Origin of the sequence: Flavobacterium sp. NKUCC04_CG (genome assembly GCF_019345525.1) — a bacterium.
GTDB lineage: Bacteria > Bacteroidota > Bacteroidia > Flavobacteriales > Flavobacteriaceae > Flavobacterium.
Genome location: NZ_JAHKRA010000009.1, coordinates 51,512 through 66,037 on the forward strand (window position 1 = coordinate 51,512; position 14,526 = coordinate 66,037).

Below are 14,526 nucleotides of genomic sequence, written 5' to 3' on the forward strand. Positions count from 1 at the left end.
TAAGGCTGTGATGAAAATAGGTTTTAGCAAAATACACAGCCAATTCTAGTTATTTATTACTTATATGCTCTAGGAATCACGACTGTTATCTAGCTTCTTTTAAATGAGAAGTGTGGTATTATTTTCGAATAAATAAAATCTATTTTTTATTCCAAAATTGCATATTGGGAAAGTTGTATTTACTGTTGTCAAACACCGGATCTTTCCCTGCTTTGAGTTGTTCGTTATAATCTTTAAAGAGCACCACCACTTTTTTGTGCAATAGCAAAATAGCGATGAGGTTGAGCCAAGCCATTAAACCTACACCGATATCCCCCAGTACCCAGGCGGTTTTTGCCGTGGTCATACACCCGATAAAGGTGGAGAACAATATTATGATGCGTAAGCTCCAGATCAATAGTTTGCTTTTGTTGTTGCGCATGACAAAGCTGATGTTGCTTTCGGCTATATAGTAATATGCCATTATGGTTGTAAAGGCAAAGAAAGTTAGGGCAATGGCAACAAATCCGCTACCGAGTAGGGGAAAGTGCTGTGAAACGGCAAATTGGGTGAATTCGGGTCCCATTTCTACCTGAGGTAGATTTTCAACGAGAAAACCTCCTTTGGGATTCACCACGTTATACTGTCCGGTGAATAAAATCATTAAGGCAGTAGCTGTACAGACGAATAGGGTATCTACATAAACGGAAAATCCTTGAACGAGTCCTTGCTTTACGGGATGAGAAACCTCTGCTGCTGCTGCTGCATGCGGAGCGGTTCCTTGCCCGGCTTCGTTGCTGTAAATACCGCGTTTTACTCCCCATGAAATGGCCAAACCAACGATACCTCCAAAAGTGGCATCGAGGCTAAAAGCGGAACTAAAGATCAGTGAAAAAACCGCGGGAACTTGATGGATGTTAATCGCAATAATAATCAGCGACATCAATATATAAGATCCAGCCATAAAGGGTACCACGTATTCAGCTACGCGACTGATTCTCTTTACACCTCCTATGATGATGATTCCCAAAAGTACAGCCAATCCGATTCCCGTATAATACAAGGGGATGTCAAAAGCGGATTTTACCGCAACCGAGATGCTGTTGCTCTGTACACTTGGCAGTAAAAAACCGGTACTGATAATGGTTACTATGGCAAAAGCCCAAGCAAAAGCTTTGTTGTTGAGTCCTCGCAAAATATAAAAGGCAGGACCTCCTCGATATTGTCCGTCTTTTTCCACTTTATACATTTGTCCTAAAGTAGCTTCAACGATGGCCGAGGCACTGCCTAAAAAAGCAATCGCCCACATCCAAAACACAGCTCCAGGTCCACCCATAGCTATTGCAGTCGCTACTCCCGCTATATTTCCTGTGCCGACTCTGCCCGAAATGGCCAGTGAAAAGGCTTGAAAAGACGTGATTCCCTTGTCGGAAGCACTATTTTTAAAAAGCAATAAAACCATTTGCCTGAGGTAAGTGATCTGGGGCATTTTAAAGCGAATACTGAAGTAAACACCCGTTAATAAACATAGAAACACCAAAACATCACTCCAAACAACATTGTAAATCTTTTCTATTAGCAGTTCCATTTCTATGAGTTTAAATGTTAATGAATTGCTAAAGTATAGAAAACAAATGAGAAATGTATTGTGGCTGGCTGTTTATTTTATCAAGTAATTAGGGTGAAATAGGAGAAAATGCATGACAAACAACAAAAGAAAAACCATATTTATTTTTGTCTGCTGTATCGAAGATTCTTGATTGAGTAAAGAGTATAACCACCTGCTAATCGAATGATCTTGACACAGGCGGTTTTTTGAATAAAAGGGCAAATCTGTAAAAGAACTGGATAAGTGTAGGTACATCGGTTTTTAGGTATGAGACAGCAAGGGAATCATCAGCTGTTGTTGTTCAAATACTGCTGCGAGATTTTCGGATACAAACAAAGTGAGGTCTTCATCTTTATAGCGCTCAAAAGAGGTTTTTAATCCCAATGGTGTAAAACCAATTTTGATAATTCTTATTCTAAATTTCATCCTCAAATCATCAAGTATTTGTTGTTTTCATTAATTGGTCAGATCAATGTTTTTTACCAACAGCAAGAAGCGTTGTTGTATCCCTCATCGCGAAAAGATATCGCTGTGTTTCAGTTTTACAACTTGGTGCATCAATATTATATGACAGAGAGATCAGTACAGTTTTATGCCGATTTATTAAAACTGACGCCTAAATACTTAACCACTTTAATCCGCCTGCGCACAGGAATTTCTGCTTCCAAAGTCATCTCGGAGATGGTAATCATTAAAGCCAAATCGTATTTAATGGTTAGCGGTTTGCCGGTTTATGAAATTGCTCATCAATTGCACTTTGCAGATGCCACCACTTTTTGCAGATACTTTCGAAAACATACCGCTTTGAGCCCTCTTACGTATAGAGAACAAAACAGTTAGTTAGCATAGGAGAGTTTTCTTTTATGTTTGACCTAATTGGTGTTGTAATCTACTGATGAATCTGTAACATATTTCATACTACTGCTTAGTATGGCGGCAGTTTCTGCTGTAAAAAGTTAAAAAGACAAGTGTATTAATGTAATATTTTCTTTTTTAAAAAAACCATTAAAATAATTGCGTAGTAGAATAAAAGGAAATACCTTTGCACCGTTGAAATTTCGAACTTTTTAGTCGATTTCCCTTGTGAAAACAGCTTTAAAATTAGAATTCAGATTGTATTAAAAGGCAATAACAACATATCCTAAGTGAGGTCCAATAGCTCAGCTGGATAGAGCAACTGCCTTCTAAGCAGTAGGTCCCAGGTTCGAATCCTGGTTGGATCACTTAAGAAAAAGCCACTCAATGAGTGGCTTTTTTGTTTATTAGAATTCCATGACAAACTCTTCTTTGGGAGTTCTCACTTTTTTCATATGCTTGATCCAGTCATTCTCAGCGTCGGCATATCCGATATACATCAGAGAAACACTTTTTAATCCATGTTTTTTAAGATCGAGTATCTCGTCTACCAGCTCGTTGTTAAAACCTTCTACTGGTGTGCTGTCAATTTTTAGTTCAGCCGCCTGAGCTAAGGCTAGTCCCAAGGCTATATAGGTTTGTCTGGCTGTATGAGCAAAATTGAGCTCCGCCGGTTGCTCTAGATAGATGCTTTTTAACTTGTCGGTATAACTGCCAAAACGACCTCGCGGCAAGCCGCGCTCATCGGTGGTAAAGTCATAGACCTTGTCGATTCTTTCTGCGGTATATCTGTCCCAAGCAGCGAAAATGATTACATGAGAAGCATCTCTCATACACTCTGGGTTTAAAGCTCCTTCAGCGAGTTTTTCTTTGATAGCTTGATCTTTGACTACTATAACCTTGAAGGGCTGTAGTCCTGAAGAAGTAGGTGCTAAACGAGCTGCTTCGACTATTTTATCAATGTTTTCTTGACTTACTTTTTTTGTTGGATCATACGCTTTTACCGCATGTCTCCATTTTAAATCTTCTATTAATGACATTTTATTCTATTTTTAAATTTATTGCAAACCCTTTGGTTAAAAAAGGCAGCAGTACTGATTTGTGATTGTTTCTTTGCCAGCAGTTGACCGGGCAAACAGTTGCCCTAAAACCACGGCGATGCTAGCGATTAGGAGCTAGTATGTTTATTAACTATTTATTGATTTGAAACGCTGAGTTTAACTTCCATGTTTCCACGTGTGGCATTGGAATAAGGACATACTTTATGTGCTTGTTCTATCAATGATTGCGCTTCCTCTATTGTTACTCCTGGGATATTTGCATGTAATTCCGCAGCAAGACCGAATCCACCGTCTCCTAATTGACCGATGCTTACCGATGCTTTTACGCTGGTTTCCCCTGTTTTTATCTTGGTTTGTTTAATTACCAAGTTTAATGCACTGTCAAAACAGGCAGCATAGCCTGCGGCAAATAACATTTCGGGATTGGTGAAATCATCGTTTGTACCTCCTAATGCTTTTGGCATACGTACATCAAGTGCTAAAATTCCATTTTCACTTTTTACTTGACCATTTCTACCTCCAGTAGCAGTGGCTCCTATTGTATACAATGTTTTCATAGTTGTTTATTTAAAATTCTAGTGATTATATCTTTTAATTCTACAAGTTCATTTTCTGTTATTTTCATCGAATCCATCAAACGATGCGGTATTTCTTTAGCTCGATCATTTAGTAATTTTCCCTTTTCTGTTAAAGATAGTTTGACGACGCGTTCGTCTTGGTCACTGCGTTTGCGCACAACCATATCTTTTTGTTCCATCCGTTTTAAAAGTGGAGTCAAGGTTCCACTATCGAGAACTAGTTTTTCTCCGATCTGACCTACCGTTTGCTCTTCGTTTTCCCAAAGTACCATCAATACCAAATATTGCGAATAGGTGAGGTCAAGCTCATCTAATAAAGGCCGATAGTGATTGATGATCACTTTCGCCAAGGTGTAGACCGGAAAACACACCTGATTTTTGAGATTTAGTTGATCTACCATCTTGTTTTGTGTAATTATACAACAAAGGTACATAAATTAGATTGCGCGCAATATAGTTTTGCAAAACATTAATGTTTTTTTAGCTAATTTTTGCAGTTTAGAGGAAATAGTTATGGAGTCAATGAGTGCTTTTACTGATTTTCTTTCAAAGAGGAAAATGCTTACAAAAGCTATTTTTATGTAAAAGAAATCAAATTACGTCTGTAAAATCTCTGTAAAACACTGTTTTTTTTAAAAGGAAGGGAGGGTATTAGTAAACACGAGGAAGGCTTAGCACTTTTACGAGAATACGTTACAGTATGTGGTTTTACATAGGGCAGTTGTAATAAAAATCGTAAATAACGAGAAATATTTAAAAAATGATGTGGGAACGATACTTTGGAAAAACAGTATCTTTGAGGTCATGTTTGAGTTCGAAATCGCGTTTGATTTTTAAGGACTTTTATTTAATGATGGAGTCTCTGTAGTATCTATACAAAAAATAATAATGAAAATAGTAGTCATTGATAATTACGATAGTTTTACGTTTAACCTGGTGCATTATCTTCAAGATTTAGAAGAACAAGTAGTGGTATATAGAAACGATGAGTTTGCTGTCGAAGATTTGGAGTATTTTGATAAAATAGTACTTTCACCCGGTCCGGGTATTCCATCGGAAGCGGGATTGTTAAAACAAGTAATTGCAAAATATGCCACGACCAAAAGCATTTTGGGCGTGTGTTTGGGACAACAGGCCATAGCCGAGGTTTTTGGAGGTAGCTTGGTCAATCTCAACAAACCGTTTCACGGTATTGCTACAGCGATCAGGGTTACAGTACCCGACGAAGTATTGTTTAAATCGCTTCCCGATCAATTTGAAGTAGGTCGTTACCATTCGTGGGCAGTGGATATCAATTCCTTACCGGATTGTTTAGAAGTGACTGCTGTGGACGAGCAAGGTATCATCATGGCTCTTAGGCACAAGGATTATGATGTGCGTGCCGTGCAGTTTCATCCAGAAAGTATTTTGACCCCGATGGGTAAGCAAATGCTGGCGAATTGGTTGGGTAAATAAGTCAATGCGTTGCTTGCCATTTGCCGATTCGAAAGCAAATCCTGATTCCTGAATGAGTTCGTATTTAGCAGAATTAGATCTTGCATTGCGGATAGATGATTCCATAAATCCGGAATTTTATAAACAAAAAGAGCTGTTTCAAATAAATGAAACAGCTCTTTTATATTTATATAAGAAAGATTATAGGTGAATCACTTCGCCATAAGCATCAGCAACAGCTTCCATAACCGCTTCACTCATAGTAGGGTGAGGGTGAACTGCTTTTAATACTTCATAACCAGTAGTTTCCAGTTTACGAGCGATAACGGCTTCTGCAATCATGTCTGTAACACCTGCACCGATCATGTGGCATCCTAACCATTCTCCGTATTTAGCATCGAAAATTACTTTTACAAAACCGTCTGGAGTTCCAGAAGCTTTCGCTTTTCCAGAAGCAGAGAAAGGGAATTTACCCACTTTGATTTCATAACCAGCGTCTTTTGCTTTTTGCTCTGTCATACCAACAGAAGCAATTTCTGGAGTAGCATATGTACAACCAGGAATATTTCCATAATCCAACGGTTCTACATGGTGACCAGCGATTTTTTCAACACAAAGGATTCCTTCAGCAGAAGCTACGTGAGCCAAAGCTTGACCAGGAACTACATCTCCAATCGCGTAATAACCCGGGATGTTGGTTTCGTAAAAATCGTTTACTAATATTTTATCTCTATCTGTAGCGATACCTACCTCTTCCAATCCGATGTTCTCGATATTGGATTTGATACCCACAGCAGATAAAACAATGTCTGCTTCAAGGATTTCTTCTCCTTTGGCTGTCTTAACCGTTGCTTTAACTCCTGTTCCCGTGATGTCCACTTTTTCAACAGAAGCATTAGTCATGATTTTAATTCCCGCTTTTTTCAAAGAACGCTCAAATTGTTTAGACACGTCGATATCTTCAACAGGAACGATGTTCGGTAAAAACTCTACTACAGTTACTTCCGTTCCCATAGCGTTATAAAAATGTGCAAATTCAACACCGATGGCACCTGAACCTACAACAATCATTTTCTTAGGTTGTTCCGCAAGCGTCATCGCTTGACGGTATCCGATTACTTTTTTACCGTCTTGTGGAAGGTTTGGTAATTCTCTTGAACGTGCACCTGTAGCAATGATAATATGGTCTGCGGAAAGTTCCGTAACCTTACCATCTTGATCGGTAACATCAACTTTTTTACCAGCCTTTACTTTACCAAAACCGTTGATAACTTCAATTTTATTTTTTTTCATCAAGAATTGAACACCTTTGCTCATTCCGTCTGCAACTCCTCTTGAACGGGCAATAACCGCAGAGAAATCTTTATCAAAAGTTCCGTCTATGTTGATTCCATAGTCAGAAGCATGTTTTAAATAATCAAAAACCTGTGCAGATTTTAAAAGCGCTTTAGTTGGAATACATCCCCAGTTAAGGCAAATTCCCCCAAGGTTTTCCTTTTCTACTACAGCTACTTTAAAGCCTAATTGCGATGCTCTGATGGCAGTTACATAACCTCCAGGACCACTTCCCAATACAATAATATCGAATTTCATATCTATGTGTTTCTATATAATTCAGCTACGAAATTAATCATTTAATTTCGTTATTAAAACTTTCGTAATTAAAAGTTCTTTTCAATTGTTTTAATTTAATTATTCGGTAATAAGACAGTGCATTACAGCTGATTTCTCAGGGAATCCAAATGTTTGGTTTCTGCAATTTCCACAGTCGAAAATTGAGAGTCGTACAGGTTTTTGTAATAACCGTCTTTGAGTTTTACCAATTCAAAATGAGTACCTGTTTCAACGATGCGACCTTGATCCATTACAATTATTTTATCTGCTTTTACAATGGTTGCCAATCGGTGAGCGATGATGATTGACGTTCTGCCTTTGGTTAAATGCTCCGTGGCATGCTGCATCAATTCTTCGGAGTAGGTATCTACAGAAGAGGTTGCCTCATCTAAGATTAAAATGCTAGGATTGCTGACATAGGCTCGTAAAAACGCAATCAATTGGCGTTGTCCTGAGGACAACATAATGCCGCGCTCCTTAACGTTATAATCGTAACCGTATGGCAAGCTTTCGATAAAGTCGTTGATACCGATTTTAATAGCAGCGGCAACAACATCGTCTCTCGTGATACTAGGGTTGTGTAGCGTAATGTTGTTTAAGATGGAATCGCTAAACAAAAACACATCTTGTAGAACTACGGCAACTTGCTTGCGCAAACTGTCCATAGTAAAAGATTTGATATCAGTGCCGTCAATGGAAATGCTTCCTTTGTCGAGTTCGTAAAAATTGTTAAGTAGGTTGATAATAGTCGATTTTCCAGCTCCTGATGAACCAACTATGGCGACGGTTTCTCCCGCTTTTATTTTTAAATCAATACCCTTTAATACTTCCACTCCCGGAATATAACTAAAGTGAACATCGTTAAATTCGATAGTACCTTGGAATTGACCTGCAACTAAATCGCCCGTTTTTTCCACTTCATCTTCAATTTCCAAAACCTCAAAAACGCGTTCTGCAGCGATGATTCCCATTTGCATTACATTGAATTTATCTGCAATTTGACGCAAAGGGTTGAATAACATATTGATCAACATGGTATACGCAAAAAGATCTCCAAAGGTAGTTAAGTGACCACCATTAGCTATTGTCATACCTCCATACCAAATAATAAAGCCCAGTGTTAAGGACGATACGATATCGGCTATAGGAAAGAAAATAGAGTTGTATAGGATGTTTTTAAGCCATGCGTTATTGTGTTTGTCGTTGATTTCTTTGAATTTTTGGTATTCCACTTCTTCTCTGGTAAAGAGCTGTACGATTTTCATACCGGTTAAACGCTCTTGAATAAAAGTATTTAAGTTGGAAATTTGAGTACGTACTTCTTGAAAGGCCCCTTTCATTTTTAGTTGAAAAACACGAGTAGCGTATAATAAAATGGGCATGCCGATAATTACAATACAACTCAACTGCCAATTCATATAAAACATAATCCCCAAAACGACCACCATCTTTAATAAGTCGCTGACAATCATAAACAAACCTTGACTGAAAATACTGGCTATAGATTCAATATCAGATACAGCACGCGTAACCAGTTTACCTACGGGTTCATGGTCGAAATACCGCATTTTAAAAGAGGTGATTTTGCGAAACAATTGTTCTCGAATATCTTTTACAATGTCTTGACCAAGCCAGTTGGCCCAATACACAAAATAAAATTGAGAAACCACCTCCAAAATAAGAACAATACCCATTAAACCTACATAAATCAACAAACCTTGACCGTCGTGTTTCTGTACATAATCATCCACGGTTTGTTTAAGCATATAAGGGCGTAAGGCTGCAAATATCGATAGGGATATCGCCCAAACGATAACCCAATTAAAACGACTTTTATAGGGTTTGGAATAAGCTAATATTTTTTGGAGAGATATGGATTTAATGGCTTTCATTCAAAATAAGGGTATGATACTCGGGTTAAAAATAATCCTTTTGCCGGAACTGAAAATCCGGCTTGACCACGGTCTTTGCTCTCGATTATGGTACGTAGGTGGTCTATGGGCACCTTGCCCAGTCCAATTTGTATTAAGGTACCCACTATGGCGCGAACCATATTTCTCAAAAAGCGGTTGGCTGTAATCGTAAAAACCAAACTGTTATTGTTAAGCTCCCATAAGGCTTGACTTATAGTGCAGTTGAAGGTGAAAACGTCGGTATTGCTTTTGGAAAAACATTCAAAATCCTCATATTCGAACAAAATCTGAGCAGCTTGATTCATCTTTTCAACATCTAAAGAACGAAAATGGTACCAGCTTAAATCTTTTTTAAAAGCGTCTTTAAATAAATGTATATGATATTCATAGGTTCTGCTTGTGGCATCAAAACGGGCATGTGCTTCAGTTGCTACGACATGAATTCCATAGACAACAATATCTTCGGGCAAAAACGAATTGAGTTTGGCTATGAGCAGCTTCTCGTCAATAGGGGCTTCATAATCAAAATGAGCGTACATTTGTCTTGCATGTACTCCCGCGTCAGTTCTCCCAGCTCCGACCAATTCCAAAGGCGTTTTTAGTAAAATACTTAGCGCCTTAGTAAGGGTTTCCTGAACAGTTACAGTGTTGGGCTGAGATTGCCATCCGTGATAGTTGGTGCCTTGATAAGCAAATTCTATAAAGTATCTCAAAATTAAAGGTGAAAATTTATTTGAAGTACAAATATAATCTAATTTAGTCATTTGCTGTTTTTAGTAAAAATAAATTTAACGTATTTACTTTAAAGTTAAAGGAGTTTTTAGGGCATTGCCTCCGGCCCAGGCCTTTTGCTATATCTTTTTATAACGCAAAGCGTCATAAAAAGGATGCCGCGTCAGTCCTTAATGCGAGCGTGCTAAGGTTAATGAACACAATTAAAAAAACGAACTTTGCAGGTGTAGATAAAGGAAAATTTAGTATATTATTTAATTACCTTTGCTTTTGGAACCTAATATATAGATAGATGCGTTTTATAATTTTTTGCTTATTATTGATTTCGAATTGGGGATATAGTCAGCATTTTGATCAATTTTTTATAGACAAAACCCTTAGAGTTGATGCGGTTTTTGCTGGAAATTCAGAAAGACAAAGCATAGTGATAGACGAGTTGAATGAGTTGCCAAGTTGGGCTGGACGCAAACAGCACTTAAGTAAAAATCATTTGGGTGGTAATGGTGTTATATCTATGTACGACATCAAAACGGACCAACTAATTTACACGCAAAGCTTTAGCACACTATATCAAGAATGGTTATCAACACCGGAAGCACAGTTGAAATCCAAAAATTTTGAAAATGTTTTCTTACTGCCGTTTCCCAAGTCGGAAGTGCGTTTGGAAATTGCTTTAATTGATAGTTCAGGGAATTATCCGGTATTGCTAAAACAACGAGTTGATCCGACGGATGTTTTAATTCATAAAAAGGGCTATCGGTATATAACGCCTCATACCTTGCTACATCGGGCTAAAACAGCTACCAACAGCATCAATATAGTTATAGTAGCTGAAGGATTTCAAGACAACCAAATGGATAAATTTAAACAATATGCCCAAACAACAATCGACGAGATTTTTGCGCATCAACCGTTTGGACAATTTCAAGATCGATTTAATATCTATGCCGTAGAAAGTGTGTCGAGTGATAACGGAGTTAGCGTTCCGCGTTTAAACGAATGGAAAAACACGGCGGTCGAATCCAACTTTGATACTTTTTATTCAGAGCGGTATTTGACGACTGCTCGTGTAAAAAAACTGCACGACCTGCTGGCTGGAATACCCTATGAACATATCATTATTTTGGCAAATACCGATGTATATGGCGGGGGCGGTATCTACAATGCTTATACCTTAACCACTACGGGACATGCAAATTTTAAACCCATCGTAGTTCATGAATTTGGACATAGTTTTGCGGGACTTTCCGACGAGTATTTTTATGAAAGTGATGTGCTTAGTGATATGCAGTCTATTGCCTTAGAGCCTTGGGAGCAGAATATTACAACTTTAAAAAATTTTGATTCCAAGTGGAAAGACATGTTAAGTCCAAAAACACCGATTCCGACAACTAGTAAAGATGTTGATAAATATCCGTTGGGTGTTTATGAGGGTTTGGCAGGAAAAAAAATATATAAAGCCGCTTTGGACTGTAGAATGAAAACAAATACGGCCAAAGAGTTTTGTCCGGTATGTCAAAGGGCAATCAGCCGTTTGATACAGTTTTATACCGATTAGAATTAAAGGGGAGCAAGTAAAAACTCGATGTTGAATTAATTAAAAAGCAGTTTGGTGAAAAAGATATTATTGTTGTCCGACACCCATAGTTTTATAGACGATACCATATTAAAATATGTGGATCAAGCCGATGAAGTGTGGCATGCGGGCGATATCGGAGCGATTAGCGTAACCGACGAAATAAAGAAACGCAAACCATTACGCGCGGTATTTGGTAATATTGATGGTATTGAGGCACGAGGAGAATTTCCGGAAGACAATCGTTTTGTTTGCGAGGGCATGCGGGTTTGGATAACTCATATTGGCGGTTATCCGGGTAAATATAATGCTAGAGTTAAGAATGAATTGCTTGCAGATCCACCTCAGATATTTATCTGCGGGCATTCTCATATTTTAAAAGTACAGTATGATAAGGCTTTGGGGGTTTTACATTTAAATCCGGGTGCGGCTGGAATTTCTGGATTTCATCAGGTGAGAACCATGTTGCGCTTTGAAATTAATCAGGGCAAAATTCAAAACTTAGAGATAGTAGAATTTCCCAAGCATAAAAAAACCGAACCCTAGGGTTCGGTTTTCCGCGCACTAATAAACTAAGATGAAAGGTTTATCTTAATCGATCTACAGATTTTACGAGATCTTCATCCTTCTTGATGGCTTTGTTGGCCAAGACCAACAACACGATAGAAACAATCGGGAGGAACATTCCAATACCTTTCTCAGAAACCGCTTCCGCAGTTTCTCCAGATATCATTAGAGAACGATACACAAATAATCCTAGTAATATAACGTTTGATATGAGGTTCAATCGGTTTAACACAAATTGATTTTGTCTTTTTTTATAGGCTAAAATACTGATAACACTTAAGCTGGTCGATAAACCGAATAAAATAGTATAGTATGAGTTTTCCATAAAATAGTAGGGAATATCACCAGTTGTTTTCCATAGTGGAAACACAAATGGTAGCACCCCAGAGAAAACCAAAGCTAAAAATAAATATACAGTTTGAATTCTTTGAATCATGATCTATTCTTTGAAAAGACAAAAATAACGTTTCTTTTTTTTAAATTCCTATTGTTTTTTAAAATTAATTCGTAATATTGCAAGACATAGCCGTAAGTGCTTCATATTATGGCTATTTCAAAACTTGTAACATACTCCAAAAAATACAACACAACAATTCCATTAAATTTAAACAATAAACATTTCTATGTTTGACATTTCTGTATTAAAAGAAATGAAGCTTCTCGAGCTTCAAGAAATCGCAAAAAATGCAAAGATTAGTAAATACCGATATTTAAAAAAAGATGAGCTCGTTTATCAGATTTTAGATTATCAAGCTGCTAATCCAGAGTCTGTTAAAGTCTCAAATACAACTACGGAAGATGCTCCCATAGCCAGTACAGCTGAAAAGCCGAAAAGAAAAAGAGTGATTTCCGAAGAAAAAAACGAAGTTTTAGTAACTGCTAAAATCGAGAAAGACGAAACAGTAAACGAAGCTACAACGGTAGAGGTACCAAATACTAAAAAAGATAATCCGGAACGTATAGAACCGATTAGACGAGTACAGGAACGCCCTCGAACGGATAACAGAAAAATTATACCAGCAGTAATAGAAGCAGAGGAAAAGCCAACCGAAGGTTCTAAAGAAGAAACTGCACCAAGAAAAGAATTTGTTGCCAAACAAAGAGTTAAAAAGGAAATACGTCCTGCAAATACTTCAGAGGTTAGAGAACAAGATACAACTAAAGTTGCTCAACCGAATACAGCAAAAAAAAACCATACGAATCCCAATTCCAATCAAAATGGGAATTCCAATCAAAATAACAATGCTAACCAAAATGGCAATTCTAATCAGAATAATAACAATTCTAATCAGAATTCAAACCATAATAACAACCCCAATCAAAACAATAATCCAAACGCTTCGGGTAAAAATAAAAAACCGCAATTCAGAGAGCCGGATTATGAATTTGATGGAATTATAGAAAGTGAAGGAGTTTTAGAAATGATGCCTGATGGTTATGGTTTTTTAAGATCTTCCGATTACAATTACTTGTCTTCACCTGATGATATTTATTTGTCACAATCACAAATCAGACTTTTTGGTTTAAAAACAGGTGATACCGTAAAAGGAGTGGTTCGCCCTCCAAAAGAGGGAGAGAAGTTCTTTCCTTTAGTTAAGGTTTCGAAAATTAACGGCCACGACCCACAAGTGGTTCGGGATCGCGTTTCTTTCGAGCATTTAACGCCTTTGTTTCCAGACGAAAAATTTAAATTAGACGAAAAGAGAAGTACGGTTTCTACACGTATCATGGATATGTTTGCTCCAATTGGAAAAGGACAACGTGGTATGATCGTTGCACAGCCTAAAACGGGTAAAACCATGCTTCTTAAAGATATTGCCAATGCTATAGCGGCAAATCATCCTGAAGTTTATTTGATTGTTTTATTGATCGATGAAAGACCGGAAGAGGTAACGGATATGCAGCGTAGTGTCAATGCAGAAGTAATTGCTTCTACCTTTGATGAACCAGCAGAAAGACACGTTAAAGTAGCAAATATAGTATTGGAAAAAGCCAAGAGATTGGTAGAGTGTGGTCATGATGTGGTTATCTTATTAGATTCGATTACACGTTTGGCCAGAGCTTACAATACAGTGCAGCCGGCATCTGGAAAAGTATTGAGTGGAGGGGTTGATGCCAATGCATTACAAAAACCAAAACGATTTTTCGGAGCAGCTAGAAATATTGAAAATGGCGGGTCGTTGAGTATCATCGCTACCGCACTTACAGATACAGGATCAAAAATGGACGAGGTTATCTTTGAAGAATTCAAAGGTACTGGAAATATGGAATTGCAGTTGGATCGTAAAATTGCCAACAAACGTATATTCCCTGCTATTGATTTAACGTCGTCAAGTACGCGACGCGACGATTTATTGTTAGACAAACCGATGTTGCAAAAAATGTGGGCTATCAGAAACTATTTGGCAGATATGAATTCTGTTGAAGCGATGAACTCGATTAACGACAACATTAAGAAGACCAACAATAACGATGAGTTTTTAAAATCGATGAACGATTAGATTTGATTTTTAAATAGTGTATTGTCCTGAAAAATTGATATTAGGATTAAAATTGGTACTTTCCATAAAGTATAAGTCAAAAAGATTAGGGTTAGATTTTTTAATTA

At 37.6% G+C, this 14,526-nt stretch carries 14 protein-coding genes and 1 tRNA gene; 6 read left to right on the forward strand and 9 right to left on the reverse strand.

Annotated features, from left to right (window positions below; translation table 11 throughout):
* Positions 1-139: 139 nt before the first annotated feature.
* The gene (locus tag KO524_RS08800; protein WP_219293045.1) at positions 140-1,567 is read right to left on the reverse strand and encodes a sodium:alanine symporter family protein; all 1,428 of its coding nucleotides are present in this window, start codon (positions 1,565-1,567) and stop codon (positions 140-142) included.
* 282 nt (positions 1,568-1,849) lie between these two features.
* The gene (locus KO524_RS08805; protein WP_219293047.1) at positions 1,850-2,014 is read right to left on the reverse strand and encodes a hypothetical protein; all 165 of its coding nucleotides are present in this window, start codon (positions 2,012-2,014) and stop codon (positions 1,850-1,852) included.
* Positions 2,015-2,032: 18 nt separating this feature from the next.
* Here KO524_RS08805 and KO524_RS08810 point away from each other — a divergent pair, with 18 nt between their 5' ends.
* Positions 2,033-2,428 carry a helix-turn-helix domain-containing protein gene (locus tag KO524_RS08810; protein ID WP_255555210.1) on the forward strand — a complete coding sequence of 132 codons (396 nt, stop codon included), beginning with the start codon at positions 2,033-2,035 and terminating at the stop codon, positions 2,426-2,428.
* A gap of 309 nt (positions 2,429-2,737) precedes the next feature.
* Positions 2,738-2,811 (forward strand) — tRNA-Arg (locus tag KO524_RS08815).
* A gap of 39 nt (positions 2,812-2,850) precedes the next feature.
* On the opposite strand, the gene KO524_RS08820 is transcribed toward KO524_RS08815, so the two are convergent.
* From KO524_RS08820 to KO524_RS08830, 3 genes are all read right to left on the reverse strand, one after another.
* Positions 2,851-3,483 carry a nitroreductase family protein gene (locus KO524_RS08820; RefSeq protein ID WP_219293049.1) on the reverse strand — a complete coding sequence of 211 codons (633 nt, stop codon included), beginning with the start codon at positions 3,481-3,483 and terminating at the stop codon, positions 2,851-2,853.
* Between the two features lie 155 nt (positions 3,484-3,638).
* The gene (locus KO524_RS08825) at positions 3,639-4,061 is read right to left on the reverse strand and encodes an organic hydroperoxide resistance protein (RefSeq protein ID WP_219293051.1); all 423 of its coding nucleotides are present in this window, start codon (positions 4,059-4,061) and stop codon (positions 3,639-3,641) included.
* Positions 4,058-4,483, reverse strand: a complete 426-nt coding sequence (locus KO524_RS08830; RefSeq protein ID WP_219293053.1) for a MarR family winged helix-turn-helix transcriptional regulator — start codon at positions 4,481-4,483, stop codon at positions 4,058-4,060. The genes KO524_RS08825 and KO524_RS08830 overlap by 4 nt, the downstream gene beginning before the upstream one ends.
* Before the next feature lie 484 nt (positions 4,484-4,967).
* Between KO524_RS08830 and KO524_RS08835 the strand changes: the two genes are divergently transcribed.
* Positions 4,968-5,537 carry an aminodeoxychorismate/anthranilate synthase component II gene (locus KO524_RS08835; RefSeq protein WP_219293233.1) on the forward strand — a complete coding sequence of 190 codons (570 nt, stop codon included), beginning with the start codon at positions 4,968-4,970 and terminating at the stop codon, positions 5,535-5,537.
* Positions 5,538-5,717: 180 nt separating this feature from the next.
* On the opposite strand, the gene lpdA is transcribed toward KO524_RS08835, so the two are convergent.
* The 3 genes from lpdA to truA all read right to left on the reverse strand — a co-directional run bounded on the left by lpdA (position 5,718) and on the right by truA (position 9,756).
* Entirely contained in the window at positions 5,718-7,109 is a 1,392-nt protein-coding gene (gene lpdA, locus KO524_RS08840) for a dihydrolipoyl dehydrogenase (protein ID WP_219293055.1), read from the reverse strand.
* Positions 7,110-7,231: 122 nt separating this feature from the next.
* The gene (locus KO524_RS08845; protein WP_219293057.1) at positions 7,232-9,022 is read right to left on the reverse strand and encodes an ABC transporter ATP-binding protein; all 1,791 of its coding nucleotides are present in this window, start codon (positions 9,020-9,022) and stop codon (positions 7,232-7,234) included.
* Positions 9,019-9,756, reverse strand: a complete 738-nt coding sequence (gene truA / locus KO524_RS08850; protein WP_219293235.1) for a tRNA pseudouridine(38-40) synthase TruA — start codon at positions 9,754-9,756, stop codon at positions 9,019-9,021. The genes KO524_RS08845 and truA overlap by 4 nt, the downstream gene beginning before the upstream one ends.
* A 311-nt stretch (positions 9,757-10,067) precedes the next feature.
* On the opposite strand from truA, the gene KO524_RS08855 reads away from it, so the two are divergent.
* Complete coding sequence (locus KO524_RS08855; RefSeq protein WP_219293059.1) at positions 10,068-11,333, forward strand: M64 family metallopeptidase; 1,266 nt, start codon at positions 10,068-10,070, stop codon at positions 11,331-11,333.
* Between the two features lie 54 nt (positions 11,334-11,387).
* Entirely contained in the window at positions 11,388-11,897 is a 510-nt protein-coding gene (locus tag KO524_RS08860; protein ID WP_219293061.1) for a metallophosphoesterase family protein, read from the forward strand.
* A gap of 40 nt (positions 11,898-11,937) precedes the next feature.
* Here KO524_RS08860 and KO524_RS08865 read toward each other — a convergent pair whose 3' ends face one another.
* Positions 11,938-12,354: a DUF4293 domain-containing protein gene (locus KO524_RS08865; RefSeq protein ID WP_219293070.1), complete on the reverse strand. Its 417-nt coding sequence runs from the start codon at positions 12,352-12,354 to the stop codon at positions 11,938-11,940.
* Positions 12,355-12,541: 187 nt separating this feature from the next.
* On the opposite strand from KO524_RS08865, the gene rho reads away from it, so the two are divergent.
* Positions 12,542-14,419, forward strand: a complete 1,878-nt coding sequence (gene rho / locus KO524_RS08870) for a transcription termination factor Rho (RefSeq protein ID WP_219293072.1) — start codon at positions 12,542-12,544, stop codon at positions 14,417-14,419.
* The last annotated feature ends 107 nt before the right edge of the window (positions 14,420-14,526 follow it).